Here is a 24232-nt window from a genome sequence, read left to right on the forward strand (position 1 = left end):
AACTGAATTTTGCTTTTTTGGATTTGTTTTGCGCGAAATGGCAAAGAATGCTTGACAGCAAATTGCATAAATGGTATTATGTTAACGCGTTAAAGTGATAAAACAATAAATGGTATAGAGGTACAAAACATTATGAATCAATATGCGATCTCCACACCGGAGGGCAGCCGCGACCGTTTGTTTGGCGCGACACGCTTGTTCCGGCAGAATGAGAGAAGAATCCGTAATCTGTTAGAAGCGCGCGGATATGAGGAAATCATTACCCCGTCGCTGGAATATTATGACGTCTTTGTGCAGGCGGGCTCGTCTATCGGGCAGGAAAAAATGTACAAACTGACCGACCGCAATGGTCGCCTGCTGGTGCTGCGCCCGGACAATACGACCCCGATTGCACGCGTCGTGACCACAAAGCTGGATGACGAAGCGCTGCCGCTTCGCCTGTACTATGTACAGAAGGTACATCGCGCCAGCTCGTTCCACCGCGGCCATTCGACTGAAGTGATGCAGGCGGGCGCGGAGTTGCTCGGCGCAAAGGGTATGATGGCGGATCTGGATATCCTGACGGCGGCATTTGAGGCACTTGCGGCGGTCAAGGGTGAGACCTTCCGTATTGAGCTGGGTCACGCGGCGATTTATAAGGCGCTGATTTCGTCGCTGGATGTCGATGCGGAGACAGAAGAAACCATCCGTTCGCATATTGAAAACAAGTCGTATGCGGCGCTGGGCGATGTACTCGAGCCGTTCAAGGATCGTGAGGCGTATCAGGCGCTCAAGGCGATGCCGACGCTGTTCGGCGGCGGCGAGGTGCTCGAAGAGGTTGCCCGTCTGACCGACAACAGTGAGGTGCTGCGCGCGGTCGAATACCTGCGCGACTTGATCGATGCGATCACTACCGCAGGCTTTGGCGAGAATGTCATGATTGACCTCGGTCTGGTACAGGAAATCGACTATTATACCGGCATGATGTTCCGCGGCTATATGGGCGGCGCAGGTGCTCCGGTTCTGGTCGGCGGACGGTATGACAGCCTGTGCGGGAAGTTCGGCAGGGATATCCCGGCGACCGGCTTTGCCATCGATATCGACGCGTTGTCCGATTCCGTTGTACTCAAACAGGAGCAGACGGCTGAGGAGCTGGTGTTCTGCGGTGCGGGCTATCTCAAGCTGGCGCTCGATTACATCCATGTCAGCGGGAAGCTGGCAGAGCTTGCGCCGTGCGATACGCTGGAGCAGGCGATGGAAATCGCAAAGAGAAAGGGCTACCGCACGCTGGTGACCTTTGACAAAAACGGCATTCAGAAGACGGAGGTGCAGGCATGACACCGGAGAATACAATCCGTATCGCCCTGACCAAGGGCAGACTGGAAAAGAAAACACTGGAGCTGCTGGAGCACTCCGGTTATGATGTCAGCGAGCTGCGCTCCGGTTCGCGCAAGCTGATTTTTAAGCTGCCGGATTCCAATATTGAGCTTGTCCTCGCGAAGGCGGCGGACGTCATCACCTACGTCGAGCACGGCGTGTGCGATATGGGTGTCGTGGGCAAGGACACGATCATGGAAAAGGGCGGTGCCTTTTATGAAACGCTCGACCTCGGCTTCGGCAAGTGCCGGTTCTGTCTGTGCGGCAAAAAGGGCGAGGATTTTTATGCGGGCTACCATACCCGCACCATTGCGAGCAAATATCCCGAAGTAACCCGTGCGTTCTTCTCGAAGAAGCATATGGACGTCAATATCATCAAGATTGAGGGCAGCGTCGAGCTCGCGCCGTTGCTTGGCCTGGCGGATGCCATTGTCGATATCGTCGAAACCGGCACCACGCTGAAGGAAAACGGACTGGAGCCGTATGAGACTGTCGCACCGATCAGTGCGCGTGTCATCGTCAATCTGGCGAGCATGAAGATGAAAAAACAGCAGATCCAGCAGCTCACACAGCAGTTGCAGGATGGTCTGGAGGCAGACAAATGAGCTTTTTGAAAGTAATCCGCGCCGATGGTCAGACGGAACAGCGTCAGATCGCAGAAATGAAGGCGCGTGCGGCGGAGACTGCCGCCGATATTGACCGCAAGGTTGCGGCCATTATGGAGGATGTGCGCAAAAACGGCATGGAAGCCGTCGAGCGCTATTCGGTACAGTTTGATAAAAACAAGCCGTATATCGTTTCGGAGGAGCGCATTCAGCAGGCATATGACGCCTGCCCGCGCGACCTGCGCGATGCACTCGAGCTGAGTGCGAAGAACATCGCCGACTATCATGAAAAGATGATGGTGAAGACGTGGGAATATGACCGCGCGCCGGGCGCAAAGCTCGGACAGGTTGTGCGCGGTCTCGCCCGTGTCGGCATCTATGTGCCGGGCGGCACGGCGGCGTATCCGTCCACCGTCCTGATGAACGCCGTCACCGCGAAGGTCGCGGGTGTCGGCCAGATCATCATGGTAACCCCGCCGACGGAGAACCTCAGTGATGTCGTGCTTGCGGCGGCAAAAATTGCGGGCGTCGATCAGGTCATTGCCTGCGGCGGCGTACAGGCGATTGCCGCGCTGACCTACGGCGCAGGCTTTATCCCGGCGGTTGACAAGATTGTCGGCCCGGGCAATGCCTTTGTCGCGGCGGCAAAGAAGCAGGCATTCGGCAAGGTGGATATCGACATGATTGCAGGCCCATCTGAGGTTCTGGTCATTGCCGATGAGACCGCTGATCCGGTCTATGTTGCGGCCGACCTGCTGTCGCAGGCGGAGCACGACCGCATGGCGTCCGCCGTCCTGCTGACCGACAGCGAGGCGCTGGCAAACGCAGTTTCCGAGGAGATGGATCGTCAGTCGGCAGACATGCCGCGCCGCGATATCATCGAGGAATCGGTCAAAAATTATGGCATCGGACTGGTGTTTGACAATCTCGAGGACGCCTGTGTGATGGCGGATGAGGTTGCGCCGGAGCATCTGGAGGTCGTCACCCGTGAACCGCGTGCCCTGCTGCCCAGACTGCACAATGCGGGCGCGATTTTCCTCGGTGCATATTCGCCCGAACCGCTCGGCGATTATATGGCAGGCCCGTGCCATGTTCTGCCGACCTCCGGCACCGCGCGCTTTTTCTCGCCGCTGTCCACAGACACCTTCCTCAAGAAGACCAGCGTCATTGAGTATTCAGAGGAGGAGCTGCTGAAGGTCGCCGACGGCATCATTGCCATGGCAGAGAGCGAAAAACTGACCGCACATGCCAATTCTGTCCGCCGGAGAAAGGAAGCCCGCGCATGATTACATTACCCGAAAAGCTGTTCAGCATGACGCCGTATGACCCGTGCGAGGACATTTATCAGATTAAGCTGGACGCAAATGAGAGCTTTTTCTCCCTGCCGGAAGACCTGCGCGACGCGATTGCGGCGGGCATCGATACGATTGATTTCAATCGGTATCCCGATCCGACAGTGGACGGCCTGCGCCGTCTGGCGGGACGCGAATTCCGCGTGGCGCCCGGCAATATTGTCGTCGGAAATGGTTCGGATGAACTGATTTCGCTGATTATGAACACGTTTGCACCGCGCGGCGGAAAGGTCATGGTGCTGTCGCCCGATTTCTCGATGTACCAGTTCTATGCAGAGGTTGCAGAGCTGGAAGTCGTCAATATGCTCAAGGATGACGAGTTCATGTTGACAGAACAGGACGTCATTGAACGCGCGCAGAAGGAGAAGCCGGATATTCTGATTTTCTCCAACCCGTGCAATCCGGGCGGACAGGGCTTTACACATGCGGAAACGGTTCGCATTTGCAATGCGCTGGAGGATATGCTGGTCGTTGTGGATGAAGCGTATATGGACTTCTGGGATCAGAGCATTCTGGATGTGTCCACCGCGCTGGAAAATGTCCTCGTCATGAAAACACTGTCCAAGGCATATGGTTGTGCCGCGCTGCGCTGCGGCTTTGTCATCGGCTATTCCGAGCTGGTCGATCAGTTGAACAAGACGCGCTCGCCGTATAACATCGGCTCGCTGGTGCAGATGGCGGCATGTATCGTGTTGGAGGATACGGCATGGCAGAAAAAACAGTGCGCAGAGATTATTGCGCGCAAGGAGGAGCTGGAGCAGGCGTGCACCAGGCTCGCAGAGGATTGCGGCGTGTTCACTGTCCTGCCGACACATACCAATTTTGTCGTGCTGCGTACCCCGAAGTGCAGTGAAATTTTTGAAGAGTTGAAAAATCGCAGCATTTGTGTGCGTTGCTTCCCGAAATATGAGATGCTGCGCATCACAACCGGCAGCGCTGTGGAAAACGCACAGCTGCTGGAGGAGCTGAAGGATATCTGTGCGGGTATGCAGGGCTGAACCGCATCCCGCAGTCAAAGGAGTATCGACGAATGGGCTACATAGGAATTGTAGATTACGGCGCAGGAAATCTGATGAGCGTATCCAAGGCGCTGGATTTCCTCGGGCTGGAAAATAAGATTGTCACCAACCCCGATCTGATGGAACAGGCGTCCGGCATCATCCTGCCCGGCGTCGGTGCGTTTCCGGACGCCATGCAGGCGCTGGCGGAATCCGGACTGACACAGTCGCTGATTCATGCGGCAAAGACACGCCCGTTCCTGGGCATCTGCCTCGGCGCGCAGATGCTGTTTGAGGAGAGCGATGAGATGCACCTGACAAAAGGCCTCGGCCTGCTGCCGGGACGTGTCCAGCGTATTGATACCGATCTCAAGCTGCCGCAGATCGGCTGGAACAGTCTGGAATACCACAAAAATGACCCGCTGCTGGCGGGTGTGCCGGAGGGCTCGTATGTCTATTTCGTGCACACATTCAAAATGTGCCCGGCGGAGCGCAGCGACCTGATTGCAACCTGTGATTACAATGACAGCGTCACGGCACTGGTCGGGCGCGGACAGCTGTACGGCAGCCAGTTCCACCCGGAAAAGAGCGGCGAGGTCGGTATGACCATCCTGCGCAACTTCGGAAACATGGTAGGAGGGGCAGAATGAGAATTTTACCTGCAATCGACCTGCACGACCAGATGTGCGTGCGCCTGGTCAAGGGAGATTATGCGACTGCGCACAAGGTTGCGGAGGACGCAGTAGAAACCGCGCAGTCGTTTCTGGCGGCCGGTGCGGAGCTGATTCATATGGTTGATCTGGACGGCGCGAAGGACGGCACGCATCCGAATTATCCGGTTGTGCGCCGCGTCATTGAGGAAACAGGTGCATCGGTCGAGCTGGGCGGCGGCATCCGCTGCATGGACGATGTCGCACGTGTGCTTGATCTCGGTGTCAAGCGCGTCATTATCGGATCGGCAGCGGTCAAAAATCCGCAGTTTGTCAAGGAAGCATGTGAGAAATACGGCGATAAAATCGCGGTCGGCATCGATGCACTTGGCGGCACCGTCCGCACCGAGGGCTGGATCAAGGACAGCGGCACGGATTATATTGCGTTCGCGAAGCTGATGGAATCTTACGGCGTAAAGACGATTATTTTCACCGATATCGACAAGGACGGCATGCTGTCCGGTCCGAATTTTGCACAGCTTCAGGCACTGCGCGATGCGGTTTCCTGCGGCATTGTCGCTTCCGGCGGCGTTTCGACGCTGGAGGACATCGCAAAGTTGCGCGATATGGGCATTGAAGAAGCCATTGCGGGCAAGGCGGTTTATACCGGCCAGCTCGATGTAAAGAAGGCCATCGAAGTGGCAGGGGAGGCGTAAGAATATGCTGGCAAAACGAATCATTCCCTGCCTTGACGTCAACGATGGGCGTGTTGTCAAGGGCGTCAACTTCGTCAACCTGCGCGATGCGGGAGACCCGGTTGAGCTGGCGAAGTTCTATTCCCAGCAGGGCGCGGACGAGGTGGTTTTTTTGGATATCACCGCGACATATGAAAAGCGCCATACGATTGTCGATGTTGTGCGCCGCACGGCACAGCAGGTGTTTGTCCCGCTGACAGTCGGCGGCGGCATCCGCACGAGCGATGATTTCAAGGAGTTGCTGCGCGCGGGTGCGGACAAAATTTCCGTCAATTCCGCTGCGGTCAAAAACAAGCAGCTGATTGCGGATGCCGCAAAAAAGTTTGGCAGCCAGTGCGTTGTTGTTGCAATTGATGCGCGCAGCTGTGACGATCTGGAAAAGTGCCCGAGCGGTTATGAAGTGTATGTCGCAGGCGGCCGCAAGCCGGTCGGCCTGGACGCAGTCGCATGGGCAAAGGAAGTGTATGAGCTGGGCGCGGGTGAAATCCTGCTCACCTCGATGGACAAGGACGGCACAAAGTCCGGTTTTGAGCTGAATCTGACCAAAATGGTTGCGGATTCGGTCGGCATCCCGGTCATCGCCTCCGGCGGTTGCGGCACGCTGGAGCATTTCTCCGATGTATTCGAGCAGACCGGCGCAGATGCGGCGCTTGCCGCATCGCTGTTCCATTATGGCGAGTTGACCGTGCCGCAGGTCAAGGAATATCTGCACGGGAAAAATATCCCGGTCAGACTGTGAGGAAAGTACAGATGAATCTCGATAAATTTTTTCAGAAGGGTGAGCTGATCCCGGTTATCTGTCAGGATGAGCGCACCAATGAGGTGCTGATGCTGGGTTATGCCAACAAGCAGGCGCTTCAGAACACTATGGATACGGGCACAGCGTGGTTTTTCTCCCGCAGCCGTCAGAAGCTGTGGAACAAGGGCGAGACCTCCGGTAATTTCATCTTTGTCAGTGAAATCCTGACGGATTGCGATGATGATACCTTGATTTACCGCGGTATTCCGAAGGGCCCGACCTGCCATACCGGCAACCGCACGTGTTTTTATCAGCCGCCGATCTGGCAGAAAATCGAAAAATAATCATTATTTGTGTATATAGAGGAGTAGAAAACAATGTCGAAAGCATTTGAAAGCATGGAATATGTCATCCAGCAGCGCCGTGAGCAGCCGATGGAGAAGTCCTACACCTGTTATCTGTTTGAGAAGGGCATGGACAAGATTCTGAAGAAGGTTGGCGAGGAAACTGCTGAAACCATCATCGCAGCGAAGAACGGCGACCATGAGAATCTGGTCGGCGAGATCAACGATCTGCTGTATCATCTGATGGTTATGATGAACGAAGCGGGCGTCACGCTGGCTGAGGTCGAGGAAGAGATGGACAAGCGCGCCGGCAAGATCGGCAACCTGAAGCAGTTCCATGTCAGCGACCACAACACCTGATTGATGCAAAATGAACAAAACCTCCTGCCGCAGAGCAAGCGGCGGGAGTTTTTTGTTGTCTGATTTCATAGAGAAAAAGGATGATGGTATTGGAAATGGAACTTTACAAAGCACTGCGGGCAATCCACAGTGTTTTGCAAAAATAGAACGGAGGATCTGTATTTTGGAGAAGGCAGGCAGCAATGGCGACGTGCGGCATAATTTTGGCTGACGGCAGCTGTATTGAGATATTCCCTCTGGTATGGTACAATAGCGTCAGCAAACAAGAAACTGCCGGAGGAAAACTGCAATGAGACTGATTTCATGGAATGTCAACGGCCTGCGCGCCTGCCTCGGCAAAGGCTTTCAGGACGTTTTTCACGCACAGGATGCGGATATCTTTTGCTTACAGGAGACCAAAATGCAGCCGGGACAGGCACAGGTCGACTGCGAGGGCTATGAGGAATACTGGTACAGCGCGGAGAAAAAGGGCTACAGCGGTACGGCGGTGTTTACAAAGAAAAAACCGCTGCATGTCATCTGCGGCATGGGCATGGATGCACATGACCACGAGGGACGGCTGATAACAGCGGAATATGAGAATTTTTATCTTGTCACATGCTATACACCGAATTCACAGAATGAACTCAAGCGGCTGGATTACCGCATGCAGTGGGAGGACGATTTCCGCGATTATGTGAACAAGCTGGATGCCAGGAAGCCGGTGATTATCTGCGGCGACCTCAATGTCGCACATGAGGAAATCGACCTCAAAAACCCGAAGACCAACCGCGGCAATGCGGGCTTTTCGGATGAGGAGCGCGCGAAGATGACTGAGCTGCTCGATTCGGGTTTCACCGACAGCTTCCGCTATCTGTATCCCGATGTGACCGGCGTGTACAGCTGGTGGTCGTATCGGTTCAAGGCGCGGCAGAACAACGCGGGCTGGCGCATTGACTATTTCCTTGTGTCTAACCGAATCGCGGATAAAATACAGAAGGCAGAAATTCTGACCGATATCATGGGCAGTGACCACTGCCCGGTGGCGTTGGAAATTGACCTGTGACACGCGCATATCCATCCGGTATTGCGGGAAAACTGACAGAGCGAAAGGAGCGATGTCAGATGCAGAGCGATATGCGGCGGTACAGCTGTTCCGTGTGTGGCTATGTCTATGACCCGATTCACGGTGAGCCGAAGGAAGATATCGGTGTGGGTATCCCGTGGTCTTATGTGGATGAAAGTTTTCACTGCCCCGTTTGCGGACAGGGGAAGGCGGCATTTCAACCCATCCGCACAAAGGACTTTCGGGGCAAAGCGAGTCTGTAACAGCATATAAAAAGAGCCGGACGGTGAAATCGTCCGGCTTTTGTGTATATTGGGACAATATCGGGATGTCTTACGCCGCGAGCAGCTGATACAGGCTGAGCATGACCGGCATCGTGATGGCGGAGAGCAGCGTGGAAAACGCGATAATCCGGCTGGAATAGCGGTAATTTGTGCCGTACATCTGTGCAAACATCGAAGCGGCGACCGCACACGGCATGGAAATGCTGATGATGAGCACCGCGGAAACACTGCGGTCAAACGGCAGGAGCATCAGCAGGACAATGGTAATAAGCGGCACAACTGCCAGACGGAACAGGGAAACGATGTACATCGAGCGGTCTTTGATGATTTCCTTCAGATTGGACTGCGCCAGATACACGCCGAGCACAATCATGGCGAGCGGCGTGTTCAGGTCGGCGAGGAAGGACACTGTGCTGTCGGCGATTTCCGGCAGCTGAAATGAGGTCAGGAAAATCGCAAGGCCGACAAAAAAGCCGATGGTGCCCGGATTGAACAGGATTTTTCGCCAGTTTACGCCGCCGGAGGCGCGTCCGCTTGCGCGCGAGAGCAGCCAGACGCCATATGTCCAGATGAGGATATTGGTGGCGACAATATTGATCGAGCCGATGAATACGCCATCGTCGCCATACAGTGCCTGTAACAGCGGCAGCGCCATAAAGCCGTTGTTGGAAAAAATCACGCACATGCGCTTGTCCGCATAATCCGGCGTCCCCTTGCGGAACACCAGTGTGGTGAGCCCGATGCTGACTGCGAGCAGCAGCACAGACATGGCAAATGAAGTAATCAGTTTGCCGAGCATGGCGGGATCGAAGGCGCGGCAGAACGAATGGATGATGACGCAGGGTGCGACAAAGGTCATGATGAGGGTGGACATCTGTCCCGATCCCTCGTCGGTGATGATGCCGCGTTTATAGCAGATCGCGCCGACACCCATCAGCAGGAACATGACAATAATCTGTGTGTATAAGGCAGAAATATCCAAGGTGCAGTTGTACCTTCCTTTCAAAAAAATTCAAATCATTACTATGATAGCATCCGCATTGCCGGATGTCAAAGTATAAAAGAATAACGGTCATTGACAGTCCGCGCCGGACAACGGTATACTGTTAGGGCGGGCTTTTTTCCGCAGTTTTTTTGGAAGGGATGAAAACCTGTGTTTGAACAGATTCTGGACAATGTGCGTCAGCGCGCGCCGCTGATTCACTGCATTACCAATTATATTACAACGAATGATTGTGCCAATATCGTGCTTGCGTGCGGTGCGTCGCCGACGATGGCGGAGGCTGAACAGGAGGCTGCTGATATTGCGTCCGTGGCGGGCGCAGTGGATATCAACATCGGCAACCTAAATACGATGACTGTACGGGCGATGCACCGGGCAATCGCCGCAGCCAATCAGGCGGGTGTACCGGTTGTGCTCGACCCGGTTGGCGCGGGCGCATCGGCATACCGCATGGACACACTGCGCGAATTTTTTTCAGCTTATCAGTTTGCTGTCGTGCGCGGCAATGTATCCGAGCTGCTGGCAGTCGGCGGTGCGGCGTCTAATACGAAGGGCGTCGACGCGGGCGCGGCGGATGCTGTGACGGAGGAAAATCTGGAGGAGCGCGTGGCGTTCTTCAAGCAGTTGAGCGCATCGCTCGGTGCGGTGGTTTCGGTCAGCGGTGCCATTGATATCATTGCATCGCCGGAGCGCGCGTATATCTGCCGCAATGGGCATCCGATGATGTCGCGGGTGACCGGTACCGGCTGTATGCTCTCCGCACTCACGGCGGCATTCTGCGGTGCCAATCACGATCAGATTCTGGAGGCAGCCGCGGCGGCAACTGCCGTTATGGGTGTGGCGGGCGATATTGCCCGCAAAAAGACCGAAGAAATGGGCGGCGGAACCGGTACGTTCCGTGTCTGCCTGATGGATGCGGTCAGTCTGATGGACGCACAGACATTACAGGGAGGAATGAACATTGAAATTCGATAAAGCACAGCAGGTAAAAAATTCCATGCTGTTATATGCCGTCACCGACCGCGCATGGACGGGTGACAGCACACTGTATCAGCAGGTCGAGCAGTGCCTGAAAGGCGGTGCGACACTGGTACAGATCCGGGAAAAGGGTCTTTCTCATGAGGAATTCGTCGCAGAGGCAAAGGATATTGTACAGCTGTGCCACAGCTACGGTGTATGCTGCATCATCAATGACGATGTACAGGCATGCCTGGAGAGCGGTGCGGACGGCGTACATGTCGGACAGGATGACATGGAGGCAGGCGATGTGCGCACGCTGCTGGGCGAGGAAAAAATCATCGGCGTATCGGCGCATTCGGTCGAAGAGGCACAGCTGGCACAGAGCCGCGGGGCAGATTATCTCGGTGTCGGCGCGGTGCACAGCACGTGGACCAAGACGGACGCCGCCCCGCTGACCCATCACGATATCTGTGATATCTGCGCGGGCGTTGCCATTCCCTGCGTTGCCATCGGCGGAATCAAGCTGGACAACATGCTGGAGCTCACGGGAACTGGTGTCGCAGGCGTGGCGATTGTTTCCGGTATTTTTGCCGCACCTGACATTCAGGCGGCGACGGCGGCGCTGCGCGCGCGTGCAGAGGAGCTGGTACAGGCATGAAGCTGAAAGGTGCAATTTTTGATCTGGACGGCACGTTGCTCGATTCTATGCCGTTCTGGGAGACAGTCGGCTCCCGCTATCTGGAGGAGCGGAATATTCCGGTGCCGGATGACCTGCCGCTGCGGCTGAAGACGATGACGCTGCCGGAGGCAGCGGAATATTACCGCCAGGATTTCGGTATTACCGAATCGGTGGACACCATCTGCCGCCAGATCAGCGATATGATAGCGGAGGATTACCGCAGCCGTGCGCCGCTCAAGGCGGGCGTACGCGCGATGTTGGACAGCCTGAAGGGAAAGGGTATCCCTATGTGCATTGCGACCGCCACAGGGCGCGAGCTGGTCGAGATAGCACTCCGTCGGTTGGGGATTGGAGAGTACTTTTCGTTTCTGCTCACCTGTGGGGATTTGAATACAAGCAAAAACCTGCCGTATATTTTTGACGAATGTGCGCGCAGGCTGGGCACGCCGAAGCAGCAGACGGTTGTCTTTGAGGACAGCCTGCATTGTATTGAAACCGCGGTCCGGGCAGGCTATCCGGTTGTGGGCGTGTATGACCATTCCGCGCGCAGTGAGGCAGAGGTGATCCGCCCGTTGTGCCGTCAGTACATCATGGGCTGGGAGGAATTCTGCTGTGAATAAGGTACTCACCATTGCCGGTTCGGATTGCAGCGGCGGCGCGGGCATCCAGGCGGATATCAAGACCATCACGGCACACCGCATGTATGCCATGAGCGCGATTACAGCGCTGACTGCACAGAACACAACCGGTGTGTACGGCGTGCAGGAGACACCGGCGGATTTCCTGGCACAGCAGCTGGACTGTATTTTTACCGACATTGTGCCGGACGCCGTGAAAATCGGTATGGTTTCGTCTGCGGAGAACATTTCAGTCATCTCGGACAGGCTGCGGCACTACGGTGCGCAAAATATCGTGCTGGACACCGTCATGTTTTCCACCTCCGGACGTGCACTGCTGAAGCCCGAGGCGATGGATGCGCTGCGCACGCAGCTTCTGCCGCTGGCACAGCTGATTACGCCGAACATTCCGGAGACGGAAGCGCTGTGCGGCAGCCGGATTGAAACGAGGGAACAGATGGAGCGGGCGGGCTTTGCCATTGCGGCGCAGACCGACGGTGCGGTACTCGTCAAAGGCGGGCATCTTGCCGGAGCTGCGGACGACCTGCTCGTCTGGAACGGACAGGCGTTCTGGTTTGAGGGTACGCGTATCGACAACCCGAACACACACGGCACGGGCTGTACACTGTCCTCCGCGATCGCCTGCGCACTGGCGGCAGGTGCCTGCATGCCGGACGCTGTGCGCCAGGCAAAGGCATATTTGACCGGTGCCCTGCGCGACGGTCTGAACCTCGGCGCGGGCAACGGGCCGCTCAACCACTGCTGGAATCTGTGACAGCCGGCATAGACCACAATATGTTGTGGTCTGAAGAGGTGTGGACAACAAAAATAAAAAATTTTTAAAAGTTCGCTTTTGCGTTTTGCGGCGGGCAGAACTGCCTGCCGGAAAATCTCCGGCGGGGACAGAGGATTTGTTTGCAAAACGTTGCTTCTTTGCCCACCAGCCCCGGTTTTTGAGCAAAATCGTTCCCGACCCGGCGGGCGGTTCGCACCGGTTTGGCGGATCGGCAAAGACGGGCACTCTGGCCAAAAATCAAGAAATAGGAATGATTCCTACCAGCTGAGGCACACCACAAGGGGGCATTGCGCCCTTGACAGATGCGCCTCGGCGTACTAAAATATAAAACAGTTCTGGGTCACACTGAACACAATATGTTGTGTTCATGAGTGTAAAAAACGTGCATATTTTGTATTATGCGCGCAACAGTCGGAACTTATTTTATCAGAGTAACCAGAGGAGCAGCAATAGATGATTCAGCAGATTGAGAAGAGAGACGGCAGATGTGTGTTTTTTGATGTGACGAAAATCGCAAATGCCATCTACAAGGCCGCGGAAGCGTCCGGCGGCCACGATTACCAGATGTCGATGCGGCTGGCTTTGGATGTGGCAGACTATGTGGAGGCGCACAGCCCCACACCGACGCCGTCAGTGGAGTATGTACAGGACGCGGTCGAGAAGATCCTCGTCGAAAGCGGCCACGCAAAGACCGCAAAGGCCTATATCCTGTACCGCAATGAGCGTTCCCGTCAGCGCGAGATGAATACCGGACTGATGAAGATTTATGAGGATCTGACGTTCCAGTCCGCAATTGAGAACGACATCAAGCGCGAAAATGCCAACATCGACGGTGACACCGCGATGGGCACGATGCTGAAATATGGCTCGGAGGGTGCGAAACAGTTCAATGAGATGTTCCTTCTGGAACCGCACATTGCCAAGGCGCACCGCGAGGGCGATATCCACATTCACGACTTCGATTTCTACACCCTGACTACGACCTGCACGCAGATTGACCTGCTCAAGCTGTTTGACGGCGGATTTTCCACCGGACACGGCTTCCTGCGTGAGCCGAATGACATCATGAGCTATTCGGCACTGGCGTGCATCGCCATTCAGTCCAACCAGAACGACCAGCACGGCGGCCAGAGCGTGCCGAATTTCGACTACAGCATGGCACCGGGCGTGCGCAAGACCTACTGGCATAAGTACCGCGACAACCTCGCCAAGGCGCTGGAGGCGTACGGCGTGGAGGATGACGCACTGGAGACCGCGAAGACGCTGGTTGAGGCGTGTGAGCAGAAGCCGGTGCTCGCAGATGACAACGGTGCAACAGAATGCATCCGCGGCCGTCTGTTGGAGCGCACGGATGCGGAGACCGCGGACAAGATTCTGGCGTTTACCGTCAAGTATGCGCGCCGGGAAACCGAGCGCACCACGTATCAGGCGATGGAGGCGCTGGTGCATAACCTCAACACCATGCACTCCCGTGCAGGCGCACAGATTCCGTTCTCGTCGCTCAACTATGGCACGGATACCTCTCCGGAGGGTCGCCTTGTCATGAAGAGTCTTCTGCTGGCAACTGAGGCCGGACTGGGCAATGGTGAGACCTCGATCTTCCCGATTCATATCTTCAAGGTCAAGGAAGGCATCAACTACAATCCGGGCGACCCGAACTACGATTTGTTCAAGCTGGCGATCCGCGTTTCTGCGAAGCGCCTGTTCCCGAACTTCTCGTTCCTCGACGCCCCGTTCAACGCACAGTACTACAAGCCGGGATATCCGGAAACCGAGGCGGCTTATATGGGCTGCCGGACCCGTGTCGTCGGCAACAATTACGATCCGTCCAGACAGATTGTCTATGGACGCGGAAACCTCAGCTTTACGTCGATCAATCTGCCGCGCATCGCCATTAAGTCGAACGGCAATGCGGAGGCATTCTTCCAGGAGCTTGACGAAAAGCTCGATCTGGTCATCGATCAGCTCAAGGCACGCTTTCAGATTCAGAGTGAGAAGCGCGTGCGCAATTATCCGTTCCTGATGGGTCAGGGTGTCTGGATTGATTCCGACAAGCTCGGCCCGGACGACAAGGTCGGCGAGGTGCTCAAGCATGGCTCCCTGACCGTCGGATTCATCGGCCTTGCCGAGTGTCTCAAGGCGCTGATGGGCAAGCATCACGGCGAATCCGAGCAGGCACAGCGTATGGGGCTGGCCATTGTCACCCGTATGCGCGAGCGCATGGATCGTGAGAGTCGCGAAACCGGCCTGAACTTTACCGTCATTGCGACACCGGCAGAGGGTCTGTCCGGACGGTTTACCCGTCTGGACCGCGAGCGATATGGCGTGATTCCGGGTGTTACCGACCGCGATTATTACACCAACTCGTTCCATGTGCCGGTTTATTATCCGATTTCGGCATTCCGAAAAATTCAGCTTGAGGCGCCGTATCACGCGCTTACCAACGGCGGACACATCAGCTATGTCGAGCTGGACGGTGATCCGACGCAGAACCTCGATGCATTTGAGGCTGTCATCCGCTATATGAAGGAATGCGGCATCGGCTACGGTTCTATCAACCATCCGGTTGACCGCGACCCGGTGTGCGGCTATACCGGTATCATCGACGATGTATGCCCGCGCTGCGGCCGCCGCGAGGGCGAAGCAGTCAGCGTAGAAAAGCTGCGCCAGCTGGGCGTCTATAAAAACCACAACAGTGACACCATCGGATATCACGGCGACCCGAATGAAGAGCGTGACCGCCGTCCCAATCCGCTTTCTTAATTCAGATACAGATTCACCTGAGGAGGTATTTATCATGAAGGAGCTCAATCACATCACATACAATGCAAACGGCGAGGAAATGGTAGGAGAGGGCGTCGGCTTTGAGCGCATCCGCCGCATTACCGGTTATCTGGTCGGCACGCTGGACCGCTTCAACAACGCCAAGCGCGCAGAGGAAAATGACCGCGTCAAGCACGATGTCTATCGCAAAATGGAAAATCCGCAGGATTGCGCATGCCGTGACATCCGCCACAGCGCATAACGCATAAGTCCATGATAGATCAAAATCTTCGCATTGCCGGAGTCATCGACGAATCCATTGTCGATGGCCCCGGCATACGCTTTGTCATTTTTACGCAGGGCTGCCCGCATCACTGTCCGGGCTGCCACAATCCGCAGACGCATGACTTTGCGGGCGGGCAGGAGGTCAAAATCTCCCGTCTGCTGGCAGATGTGCAGGCCGATCCGCTTATCGGCGGCGTGACGCTGTCCGGTGGTGAGCCGTTCTGTCAGCCAAAGCCGCTGGCAGAGCTGGCGCGCGTGCTGCGCCTGGGCGGCAAGCATATCATGACCTATACCGGCTATACATGGGAGCAGCTGCTTGAGATGGATGATCCGGATGTGCTCGCACTGCTGCGGCAGTGTGATGTGCTGGTGGACGGCCCGTTCGTACAGGAACAGCGCGACCTGTCGCTGCGCTTCCGCGGCAGCCGCAACCAGCGCCTCATCGATGTACCGACGTCGTTGGAGCAGGGCCGTGTTGTAACCACAACCTGCGCCCATCTGTAACACGGGAATTCCCTCACTTCTGTGTTGTTTGTGTGCAAAAGGAAAAATGTTATTGACAATTACATTTGAATTGCTATAATTAAATCATAAAGTACACATTTTCGTCGGATGCCGGAGCGCACATGCCGCGTGTAGTAAGGGGAAAGACTGCGGGCGGTGCTCCTTTTGTTCATCCGTGCCGGGATCAGGCGCATACCCTCCGGGTATACAGATCCGGAATCCGCGTGCGCTGGTTCGGTTCAGAAAATTATGTGAGACGGTACTTTGTAACCAGCGAAAGGGTTGTTCTGTAGGAGAGCGGAACAGCCCTTTTCCATTGCCTAAAACACGAAAACAGATATAAAATAATTTTTTAGCACCATTGACAAATTTTGTACATGCGTTATACTTAAGTGAGAATAACGAATCGGGAGGAACTCGACATGAAAATGAAAAAGTGGACAGCGGCAATTCTGGCAGCGGCACTGTCTGTCAGCATGCTGGCGGGCTGCGGAAGCAGCAGCAACAACAGCAATACCGATGCGGATGCCGGCAGCGCGGCGGATACGGCTGCAACCAGCTCACTGAGCGGGGAAGTCACTGTGTTTGCAGCAAAGAGCATGACTGATTGCCTGGATGAGCTGATTGAGGATTATAATGAGGAGAATCCGGACGTTGCAATTACGGCAAACTATGCGGGCTCGGGCGATTTGCAGAGCCAGATTGAAAACGGCGCGCCGTGCGATCTGTTCCTGTCTGCGGCACAGAAGCAGATGGATGCGCTGTGCGATGAGGGGTTGATGGCGGACGAAACACGCAGCGACCTGCTGACCAACGAGGCAGTTCTGGTTGTGCCGAAGGATTCAGACGCGGTTACCTCGTTTGAAGATCTGGCTTCGGATTCCGTCGCAAAGGTTGCCATCGGCAACCCGGACAGTGTACCGGTTGGCCAGTACGCGCAGGAGATTCTGACCACACTGGGCATCTGGGATGCAGTCAACGCGAAGGCAGTTCTCGGCTCGGACGTCCGTCAGGTACTGGCTTGGTGTGAGACCGGTGAGGTTGATGCAGGTATTGTATATGCGACCGATGCGGCAGTTACCGACAGCGTAACGGTTGTCTGCGCGGCACCGGAGGACAGCTGTGCTCCGGTCATCTATCCGATTGCACTGACCAAGGATGGCGCAGAAAATGAAGCGGCACAGAGCTTTTTGGAATTCCTTGAGGCGGATGATGCCGCAGCGGTATTCGAGAAATACGGCTTTGGCATTGCAGAGTAAGGATATCTGACACATACAGGAGAACGGAACATGGATGTATCGCCCCTCTTTTTGACACTGAAAATCGCATTGCTGGCGACAGTATTTTCGGTCGTGCTCGGCATCGGCGCGGCGTGGCTTGTGCTGCGCCTGCGCCGCGGGCAGGGGATGGTTGACGGCATTCTGACGCTGCCAATGGTGCTGCCGCCGACGGTAGTAGGCTTTGGTCTGCTGCTGTTGCTCGGCAAATACGGCCCGCTCGGCGCAGTATTGAATGCACTCGGCATTTCCATTATTTTTACACCGACGGCGGGCGTCATTGCGTCCACCGTCGTCGCGTTTCCGCTGATGTATCGCGCGGTGCGCGGCGCAATGGAACAGCTTGATCCCGACTTCGCGGCGGCAGGGCGTACACTGGGTATGAGTGAATGGAGTATTTTTCTGCACATCACGCTGCCCGGCTGTACACCGGGCATTGCCGCGGGAACCGTGCTTGCCTTTGCGCGCGCACTCGGTGAATTCGGCGCGACGGTTATGATTGCGGGAAACATTCCGGGCAAGACACAGACAATGTCTGTGGCGATTTATTCCGCCGTGCAGGCAGGAAAAGCGCATTACGGCGAAGCGGCCTTCTGGGCAGGCACGATCTGCGTGCTGTCGTTCGCGGGCATGATTGCAGTCAATATCTGGAACAGCCGTTATGTACGGCGAAAGGAGGGGAAGCCGCGGTGAGTCTGTGTGTGGACATTCACAAAAAGCTAGGCGGATTTTCGCTCGATATGCAGGCGGAATTTCCCGACGCACCGACGGCGGTTATCGGGGCATCCGGCAGCGGCAAGAGCATGCTGCTGCGCTGCATCGCAGGCATCGTCGTACCCGACAGAGGGCACATTGCTTTGGGAGAAAAGACATGGTATGACAGCACAGCGCGCACCTGTCTGCCGCCACAGCGCCGCCATGCCGGATATCTGTTCCAACAGTATGCACTGTTTGAGAACAGGACGGTGGCGGGGAACATCATGATGGGCATGCGCGGCACGAAGCAGGAAAAACAGCAGGCGTGCCGCGCATTGATGGAGCGCTTTCAGCTGACCGCGCTGGCAGAGCATCGCCCGGCACAGCTGTCCGGTGGGCAGAAGCAGCGCACCGCACTCGCACGCATGTTGGGCGCACAGCCGGAGGTGCTGCTGCTCGACGAGCCATTTTCCGCGTTGGATACACATCTGCGCGGTGAGGTACGCCAGCAGATGGCAGAGGTGCTCGCGCGGCATGTGGGGGTATCCCTGCTCGTCACACATGATTTTTCTGAGGCAATGCAGCTTTGCTCACGTGCGGCTGTCGTGTCCGGCGGACGCATTGTCGAGCAGGGAAGTTGTATTGATCTGTGGCACAATCCCAAAACACGTGCCTGCGCGGAGCTGACCGGCATGCGCAACTTTTTCCCGCTGCCAGATGGCATGCAGCCAAACGATTCCGCCCCCTGCTGCCTTGGCATCCGTCCGGAGGATTTGCGGCCTGCATGCGGCGGCGATACGGTGACAGTTTCCGGCACGGTGCAGCGCATGCTGCCCGGTATCCATACGGATCAGGCCATTGTGCAGACATCACACGGCATGCTGCTCTGGACCGTGCCACATGATGCAGATTCTCCGCCGCAGGCGGGTGATCCTGTCATGCTTTCCGCCGACCCCGACCGGTTTCATATCCTGAAAATCGATAAAACCTGACAGGTTCTGTCAAAAGATACTTGCAAGCGCATTCGGAATGTGATACGATACAAACACGCAATTACATCACAAATCGGAAAGGATGCGTATGGTATGGAGCTTCTGGAGCAGTATATTCGTGAAAAGGGCGTAGTCAAGAAAGGAAATGTCCTCAAGGTGGACAGCTTCCTCAACCATCAAATGGATGTACATCTTTTTTCCGAAATGGGACGCGAATGGAAGCGCCTGTTTGCGGATGCACCGATCAATAAAATACTTACCATCGAGGCCTCTGGCATTGGCATTGCATGTATTGCAGCACAGCTGTTTGAGGTTCCGGTGGTTTTTGCAAAAAAAGCACAGTCGATCAACATTGACGGAGAGGTATATGCCTCCAAGGTACAGTCATTTACCCATAAGCGCGTATATGACGTCATTGTATCCAAAAAATTCCTTTCCCCGGACGATCATATCCTTGTGATCGATGACTTCCTTGCGAATGGCTGCGCGGTCAACGGATTGCTCGATATCATTGAAGCATCCGGTGCTACGTTGGAAGGTGTCGGCATCGCAGTCGAAAAGGGTTTCCAGGAGGGCGGAAAGCTGCTGCGTGAACGTGGTGTTCGTCTGGAATCACTTGCTATTGTCGATGCGATGGATGCAAAGACCGGCGAGCTGACATTCCGCCATTGATCTTCTTTCCGAAAACAGAAAAAAAACGCCGACGGCATGTGCCGTCGGCGTTTTGCGCGATATTGGGAAGTTTTATCTGCGGTTGGAGGTTCTCCAGATCTTGAGCTTTTCCGCTTCCTGAATCAGCTCATCGCGGAACTGCGGATGGGCGACAGAGATAATTGCCTCTGCGCGCTCCCAGGTGGACAGACCCTTCAGGCATACCTTGCCGTACTCAGTGACGAGGTAATGTGTGTTGGTACGGGTGTCGGTAACGGTGGAGCCCGGATTCAGGGTCGGCACGATGCGGCTCTTCAGCTCACCGCTGCGAGTGGTGAAGGTAGAGGAGCAGCAGATAAAGCTCTTGCCGCCCTTGGACAGATATGCGCCGAGGACAAAGTCCAGCTGTCCGCCTGCGCCGCTGATGTGCTTCACGCCTGCGGATTCCGCATTGATCTGGCCGGTGAGGTCGAGGTCAACTGCATTGTTGATGGAGATAAAGTTATCGATCTGCGCAATGGTGCGCGCATCGTTGGTGTAGCTGACCGGTGCGCTCATCAGGGCAGGGTTGTTGTCCATATAGTCATACATCTTTTGGGTGCCGGCACCGAAAGCGTAAACCTGACGGCCCTTGTCGATGTTCTTTTTGCTACAGGTGATCTTGCCGGCAGCCGCGATGTCGACAAAGCCATCGACGTACATCTCGGTATGTACACCCAGATCCTTCAGATCGGACTGTGCGATCAGCGAGCCGACTGCGTTCGGCATGCCGCCGATACCCAGCTGGAGGCATGCGCCGTTCGGGATTTCCTCAACGATCAGCTTGGCAACCGTCTCATCGATTTCGGAAGCGGCGCCGCCGCCACCCATCTGGCCAATCGGGGGATTGTTGCCCTCGACGATCATGTCAACCTTGCTGATGTGTACGCCTTCTTCAAAACCGCCGAGGCAGCGCGGCATGTTCTGGTTGACTTCAACAATGACGATTTTTGCGGTCTCGCAGACAGCGGCAAGATGGGATGCGTTCGGACCGAAGTTGAAATAGCCGTGCTTGTCCATCGGCGCGACCTGAATCATGACAACATCCGGCTTGTCAATGCTCTCACGGTACCAGCGCGGCAGTTCGGAATAACGCAGCGGTGCATAGTAAGCAATGCCGTCGTCAATCATGTGGCGTTCGATGCCGCTCATGTGCCAGGAGTTCCAGGAGAAATGCTTATTTGCTTCCGGAACCTGTGCGATTGCGAGCGGCCACAGCAGAATGCCGCCGCGGATGTTGACATCATACAGCTCGTCCGCGCGTGCTGCGAGTGCCTTGTCCAGCTCGACCGGGATACCGGTGCACCAGCCAAAGTCCAGCCAGTCACCGCTTTTTACTACCTTGACCGCTTCTTCCGCGGTAGTCAGTTTGCTCTGATAGAGCGCCTGATAATCCATACCTAGAAATCCTCCATTCGTATAACATACTCAAAAAGAGATAAAAAACAGTGCAAAACATACAAAAATAACAGGGTTTTACACAATTTATTGTACCAGTGAGAGCGGCTTTCGTCAAGCAGGCTGACGAAAATTGCACAGAATTGCACCCTTGTATTTGGCAGCAGCATGATGTACCATAAACAGGATAAAAAAGAAACAACAAATAGGAGAAAAATGATATGAATGCAATCAAACAAGGCGGAATCTTTTTGCCGGCACTGCTGTGCACGCTGCTCTGGGGCAGCGCATTTCCATCGGTTAAGACAGGCTATGCGCTGTTTGGCATTGGGGATGATGCGTACAGCAAGCTGTTTTTTGCGGGTTGGCGGTTTATGCTGGCAGGCGTCGCAGTGCTCGCGGTTTCCGCCGTGCTGAATAAAAAGCTGATTTTTCCGAAGCGTTCGCTCTGGAAGGGCATCCTGCTGCTTGGCTTTGTGCAGACGACCCTGCAATATGTGTTCTTTTACATTGGCCTGTCGCACACGACCGGCGTCAAGGGCTCTGTCATCACGGCGATGTCGACTTTTCTGGCGGTCGGTGCATCGCACTTCCTGTTTCCGGATGACCGTTTGACCACGGCGAAAACAATCGGCTGCCTGGTCGGCTTTGTCGGTGTTGTGATGATCAGTATCAGCTCCGTGGATGCACTCGGCGGCGGTTTTGCTCTGACCGGAGAGGGCTTCATGCTGCTGTCCACTGTGGCATCCGGCGCGGGTGCGGTCATCAGCAAATTCGTTGCAAAGGGGGAATCCCCCATGATGATTACCGGCTGGCAGCTGTTTTTCGGTGGTGCCGTGCTGCTGCTCGCGGGCATATTCGGCGGCGGGCATTTTACCACTGTGACGCCGAAGGCGGTTGCCCTGCTGGGCTATCTGATTTTCCTTTCGGCAGCGGCGTTCAGCATCTGGACCTGGCTGCTCAAGAAATACCCGGTCGGAAAGGTCACGGTGTACAATTTCCTCGTGCCTGTATTCGGCACGCTGATGTCCGGCATCATCCTGCATGAGACTGTGTTCACCGTGCGCAATATGCTCTCACTTGTGCTCGTCTGTGTCGGCATCGTGCTGGTAAACCGGACGAAAGCAGAGAAAACAGCCTGACAGGACGAAATAAAAACGTCGATGAAACACCCGGTTGCGCGCCGGTTGCTGGCCGCAACCGGGATTTTTTGTTATACTTTTTGCATCAGAATAAAACGGAGGCGGAAGTATGGCACAGATTGTCTCGATTGAAGTAATAGTACAGCTTTTGAATCTGTTCCTCTTGGGCTTGATTGTCTATCTGTTCGTGCTGGTGATCCGGGCGCTGCGGAAATATCTGCGCTCCGGCGAGGTGCGGGAGGAAAAGAAAAAGATCAGGCGCTCGCTCGGCGAAAGCCTGAAGGCGCATCGCGTCGGGTGTAAAATGACACAGGAATTTGTGGCGGAGCGCATTGGTGTGAGCCGTCAGGCGGTGTCCAAATGGGAGCGCGGAGCGTCTGACCCAAATACAGCAAATCTTCTGGCACTGGCAAAACTGTACGGAATCGAGCCGGAGGAGCTCCTGGCGGAAATCCGGAAGGAAACAGAAGAATAAAACAAGCCTGTTCCGGCTGAAAACCGGGACAGGTTTTTTTGTGTAAAAAAATTTTATCAGGCGGGCAACCGCTGCGCCCTGTTTTCCTAGTATAATAGAAAACAGACAAGGGGAGGGATTACCATGCAGGACAACGAGATCATTGCGCTGTATTGGGCGCGTGCGGAAGGCGCAATTGCGGAAACTGCAAAGCGGTATGGATCGTATTGTTACGCGATTGCATGGAACATCCTGCACCGGCAGGAGGACGCAGAGGAGTGTGAAAACGACACCTGGCTTGCCGCATGGAACACCATGCCGCCTGCGCGTCCGCAGAAGCTGGCCACATTTCTGGGAAGGCTGACGCGGAACATTGCACTCGACCGGTACGATTACAACACAGCGCAGAAGCGCGGTGGGGAATTTCCGCTTGTGTTGTCTGAGCTGTCAGAGTGTATTGCCGCAGTGGACAATGTAGAAAAGCAGGCGGAAGCCCAAGAGACAGCGGCCTGCATCAGCACATTCCTGCGCACGCAGAGTAAAATCAGCCGCATGGTATTTGTGCGCCGGTATTGGTATGCGGATTCGATTGCGGACATCGCAAAGCGGTTTGGCATGCGCGAGAGCCGTGTAAAATCCATGATGTTCCGCACCCGGAATAAATTGCGTGATTATCTGGAAGCCGAAGGGGTGATCCTGTGAATGAGAAGGAGTTATTCCGCCGGATTGGCGGACTGGATGACGATTTGATTGCAGAAGCGGCAAACCATCGCCGTGTTCCGGTCAGACGTCTTGCGGCGGCAGCCTGCGCTGTATTGATTGTGGCGGCATCCATGGGGATGTATCGCGCGCAGCAGCGGACACCGTTCGCACTCGAACACTCGACCGGAGATGTCTCGGTGGAGGTGGTCAGCGAATTGCCGGAATATGGGGAATCTGCCTGCCTTGCCTACATGACGGAGGAAGAGCTGGTCACGGACAGTCAAACAGATATTATGCGGGGAACGGTCACAGACATACAGAATGTTCTGGTTTCCTGTGGTGACTGGAGTGGATATCGGGCGGTGATTGAGGTGAAAACAGATTATGTGTACCGCACGTACAGCGGCTGTAAAGCCGGTGATACCGTGTGCCTGCTCGCACCCGGACCGATTCGTATGGAAACACAGAGCATGAGCGGACTTGACACCGTGCGGCAGATTGAGGTCGGCATGGAAGGTATTTTTATGGGCCGTCCATATGGAGAGAATGATGTGGAAGAGCAGGACGGCAGCCGGCTGTACTGGATGGATGTTGCCCGGTACGGGCTGCCCGACGGCATCCGATATGCTTTCCTACAGACAGACAGCGGCCTGCTGTTCGACCGGGATGCCTATCCGTCGTTTTCCGATGCACAGACGCTGGATGAGGTCGCGGAAGGCCTTGAAAAGCTGATTTCACCGTAACAAACAGAGACAAAACGAGCCAGCCTTTTTCAGGCTGGCTCGC

The 24232-nt window shown here is 55.5% G+C and carries 28 protein-coding genes and 1 pseudogene; 27 read left to right on the forward strand and 2 right to left on the reverse strand.

Annotated elements, in window-relative coordinates; genetic code table 11:
- Nucleotides 1–132: 132 nt before the first annotated feature.
- The 11 genes from hisZ (at nucleotide 133) to CBW42_RS01700 (ending at nucleotide 8467) form a co-directional block, all read left to right on the forward strand.
- Nucleotides 133–1317, forward strand: a complete 1185-nt coding sequence (hisZ, locus tag CBW42_RS01650; RefSeq protein WP_087017104.1) for an ATP phosphoribosyltransferase regulatory subunit — start codon at nucleotides 133–135, stop codon at nucleotides 1315–1317.
- Nucleotides 1314–1961: an ATP phosphoribosyltransferase gene (hisG, locus tag CBW42_RS01655; RefSeq protein ID WP_087017106.1), complete on the forward strand. Its 648-nt coding sequence runs from the start codon at nucleotides 1314–1316 to the stop codon at nucleotides 1959–1961. Before hisZ ends, hisG begins: the two co-directional genes overlap by 4 nt.
- Nucleotides 1958–3247, forward strand: coding sequence for a histidinol dehydrogenase (hisD, locus tag CBW42_RS01660; protein WP_087017108.1), 1290 nt, complete (start codon nucleotides 1958–1960; stop codon nucleotides 3245–3247). The genes hisG and hisD overlap by 4 nt, the downstream gene beginning before the upstream one ends.
- Nucleotides 3244–4311: a pyridoxal phosphate-dependent aminotransferase gene (locus CBW42_RS01665; protein ID WP_087017111.1), complete on the forward strand. Its 1068-nt coding sequence runs from the start codon at nucleotides 3244–3246 to the stop codon at nucleotides 4309–4311. Before hisD ends, CBW42_RS01665 begins: the two co-directional genes overlap by 4 nt.
- 32 nt (nucleotides 4312–4343) lie before the next feature.
- Complete coding sequence (hisH, locus tag CBW42_RS01670) at nucleotides 4344–4961, forward strand: imidazole glycerol phosphate synthase subunit HisH (protein ID WP_087017113.1); 618 nt, start codon at nucleotides 4344–4346, stop codon at nucleotides 4959–4961.
- Nucleotides 4958–5677 (forward strand): 1-(5-phosphoribosyl)-5-[(5-phosphoribosylamino)methylideneamino]imidazole-4-carboxamide isomerase, encoded by a 720-nt coding sequence (gene hisA / locus CBW42_RS01675; RefSeq protein WP_087017115.1) that lies wholly within the window; start codon nucleotides 4958–4960, stop codon nucleotides 5675–5677. The genes hisH and hisA overlap by 4 nt, the downstream gene beginning before the upstream one ends.
- 4 nt (nucleotides 5678–5681) lie before the next feature.
- Nucleotides 5682–6455 carry an imidazole glycerol phosphate synthase subunit HisF gene (gene hisF, locus CBW42_RS01680; protein ID WP_087017117.1) on the forward strand — a complete coding sequence of 258 codons (774 nt, stop codon included), beginning with the start codon at nucleotides 5682–5684 and terminating at the stop codon, nucleotides 6453–6455.
- 11 nt (nucleotides 6456–6466) lie between these two features.
- Nucleotides 6467–6799 (forward strand): phosphoribosyl-AMP cyclohydrolase, encoded by a 333-nt coding sequence (gene hisI / locus CBW42_RS01685; protein ID WP_087017119.1) that lies wholly within the window; start codon nucleotides 6467–6469, stop codon nucleotides 6797–6799.
- 33 nt (nucleotides 6800–6832) lie between these two features.
- The gene (gene hisE / locus CBW42_RS01690; RefSeq protein WP_087017121.1) at nucleotides 6833–7159 is read left to right on the forward strand and encodes a phosphoribosyl-ATP diphosphatase; all 327 of its coding nucleotides are present in this window, start codon (nucleotides 6833–6835) and stop codon (nucleotides 7157–7159) included.
- A 289-nt stretch (nucleotides 7160–7448) separates the two neighbouring features.
- Nucleotides 7449–8204 (forward strand): exodeoxyribonuclease III, encoded by a 756-nt coding sequence (locus CBW42_RS01695; protein ID WP_087017123.1) that lies wholly within the window; start codon nucleotides 7449–7451, stop codon nucleotides 8202–8204.
- A 59-nt stretch (nucleotides 8205–8263) separates the two neighbouring features.
- Entirely contained in the window at nucleotides 8264–8467 is a 204-nt protein-coding gene (locus CBW42_RS01700) for a rubredoxin (RefSeq protein WP_242969761.1), read from the forward strand.
- A gap of 70 nt (nucleotides 8468–8537) precedes the next feature.
- Here CBW42_RS01700 and CBW42_RS01705 read toward each other — a convergent pair whose 3' ends face one another.
- Complete coding sequence (locus CBW42_RS01705) at nucleotides 8538–9470, reverse strand: AEC family transporter (protein ID WP_087017125.1); 933 nt, start codon at nucleotides 9468–9470, stop codon at nucleotides 8538–8540.
- Between the two features lie 171 nt (nucleotides 9471–9641).
- Here CBW42_RS01705 and thiM point away from each other — a divergent pair, with 171 nt between their 5' ends.
- The 12 genes and pseudogenes from thiM to CBW42_RS01760 all read left to right on the forward strand — a co-directional run bounded on the left by thiM (nucleotide 9642) and on the right by CBW42_RS01760 (nucleotide 19732).
- Nucleotides 9642–10466 carry a hydroxyethylthiazole kinase gene (thiM, locus tag CBW42_RS01710; RefSeq protein ID WP_087017127.1) on the forward strand — a complete coding sequence of 275 codons (825 nt, stop codon included), beginning with the start codon at nucleotides 9642–9644 and terminating at the stop codon, nucleotides 10464–10466.
- Complete coding sequence (thiE, locus tag CBW42_RS01715; protein ID WP_087017129.1) at nucleotides 10453–11109, forward strand: thiamine phosphate synthase; 657 nt, start codon at nucleotides 10453–10455, stop codon at nucleotides 11107–11109. Before thiM ends, thiE begins: the two co-directional genes overlap by 14 nt.
- On the forward strand, nucleotides 11106–11750 hold the full coding sequence (locus CBW42_RS01720) for an HAD family hydrolase (RefSeq protein ID WP_087017132.1): 645 nt from the start codon (nucleotides 11106–11108) through the stop codon (nucleotides 11748–11750). Before thiE ends, CBW42_RS01720 begins: the two co-directional genes overlap by 4 nt.
- A complete protein-coding gene (thiD, locus tag CBW42_RS01725) occupies nucleotides 11743–12522 on the forward strand; it encodes a bifunctional hydroxymethylpyrimidine kinase/phosphomethylpyrimidine kinase (RefSeq protein WP_087017134.1) in 780 nt (259 codons plus the stop codon). The genes CBW42_RS01720 and thiD overlap by 8 nt, the downstream gene beginning before the upstream one ends.
- A gap of 40 nt (nucleotides 12523–12562) precedes the next feature.
- On the forward strand, nucleotides 12563–12811 hold the full coding sequence (locus tag CBW42_RS14420; RefSeq protein ID WP_133058244.1) for a hypothetical protein: 249 nt from the start codon (nucleotides 12563–12565) through the stop codon (nucleotides 12809–12811).
- 185 nt (nucleotides 12812–12996) lie between these two features.
- Entirely contained in the window at nucleotides 12997–15306 is a 2310-nt protein-coding gene (locus tag CBW42_RS01730; protein ID WP_087017136.1) for an anaerobic ribonucleoside triphosphate reductase, read from the forward strand.
- 97 nt (nucleotides 15307–15403) lie between these two features.
- Nucleotides 15404–15568: pseudogene (nrdD, locus tag CBW42_RS01735) on the forward strand (anaerobic ribonucleoside-triphosphate reductase); the annotation flags it as partial.
- A gap of 11 nt (nucleotides 15569–15579) precedes the next feature.
- A complete protein-coding gene (nrdG, locus tag CBW42_RS01740) occupies nucleotides 15580–16095 on the forward strand; it encodes an anaerobic ribonucleoside-triphosphate reductase activating protein (RefSeq protein ID WP_087017140.1) in 516 nt (171 codons plus the stop codon).
- 422 nt (nucleotides 16096–16517) lie between these two features.
- Nucleotides 16518–17354 (forward strand): molybdate ABC transporter substrate-binding protein, encoded by an 837-nt coding sequence (modA, locus tag CBW42_RS01745; protein WP_087017142.1) that lies wholly within the window; start codon nucleotides 16518–16520, stop codon nucleotides 17352–17354.
- A gap of 30 nt (nucleotides 17355–17384) precedes the next feature.
- Nucleotides 17385–18065, forward strand: a complete 681-nt coding sequence (modB, locus tag CBW42_RS01750) for a molybdate ABC transporter permease subunit (RefSeq protein WP_087017144.1) — start codon at nucleotides 17385–17387, stop codon at nucleotides 18063–18065.
- The gene (locus CBW42_RS01755) at nucleotides 18062–19060 is read left to right on the forward strand and encodes a sulfate/molybdate ABC transporter ATP-binding protein (protein WP_087017146.1); all 999 of its coding nucleotides are present in this window, start codon (nucleotides 18062–18064) and stop codon (nucleotides 19058–19060) included. The genes modB and CBW42_RS01755 overlap by 4 nt, the downstream gene beginning before the upstream one ends.
- 93 nt (nucleotides 19061–19153) lie before the next feature.
- Nucleotides 19154–19732 carry a xanthine phosphoribosyltransferase gene (locus CBW42_RS01760; RefSeq protein ID WP_087017148.1) on the forward strand — a complete coding sequence of 193 codons (579 nt, stop codon included), beginning with the start codon at nucleotides 19154–19156 and terminating at the stop codon, nucleotides 19730–19732.
- Nucleotides 19733–19804: 72 nt separating this feature from the next.
- Here CBW42_RS01760 and CBW42_RS01765 read toward each other — a convergent pair whose 3' ends face one another.
- Nucleotides 19805–21148: a butyryl-CoA:acetate CoA-transferase gene (locus tag CBW42_RS01765; RefSeq protein ID WP_087017150.1), complete on the reverse strand. Its 1344-nt coding sequence runs from the start codon at nucleotides 21146–21148 to the stop codon at nucleotides 19805–19807.
- 221 nt (nucleotides 21149–21369) lie between these two features.
- Here CBW42_RS01765 and CBW42_RS01770 point away from each other — a divergent pair, with 221 nt between their 5' ends.
- The 4 genes from CBW42_RS01770 to CBW42_RS01785 all read left to right on the forward strand — a co-directional run bounded on the left by CBW42_RS01770 (nucleotide 21370) and on the right by CBW42_RS01785 (nucleotide 24189).
- A complete protein-coding gene (locus tag CBW42_RS01770) occupies nucleotides 21370–22290 on the forward strand; it encodes a DMT family transporter (RefSeq protein ID WP_087017152.1) in 921 nt (306 codons plus the stop codon).
- A gap of 109 nt (nucleotides 22291–22399) precedes the next feature.
- Entirely contained in the window at nucleotides 22400–22765 is a 366-nt protein-coding gene (locus CBW42_RS01775) for a helix-turn-helix domain-containing protein (protein WP_087017154.1), read from the forward strand.
- 123 nt (nucleotides 22766–22888) lie between these two features.
- Nucleotides 22889–23446, forward strand: a complete 558-nt coding sequence (locus CBW42_RS01780; RefSeq protein WP_087017155.1) for an RNA polymerase sigma factor — start codon at nucleotides 22889–22891, stop codon at nucleotides 23444–23446.
- The gene (locus CBW42_RS01785; protein WP_087017157.1) at nucleotides 23443–24189 is read left to right on the forward strand and encodes a hypothetical protein; all 747 of its coding nucleotides are present in this window, start codon (nucleotides 23443–23445) and stop codon (nucleotides 24187–24189) included. Before CBW42_RS01780 ends, CBW42_RS01785 begins: the two co-directional genes overlap by 4 nt.
- Nucleotides 24190–24232: the final 43 nt, after the last annotated feature.

It is taken from the genome of Butyricicoccus porcorum (genome assembly GCF_002157465.1).
Lineage (GTDB): Bacteria > Bacillota > Clostridia > Oscillospirales > Butyricicoccaceae > Butyricicoccus_A > Butyricicoccus_A porcorum.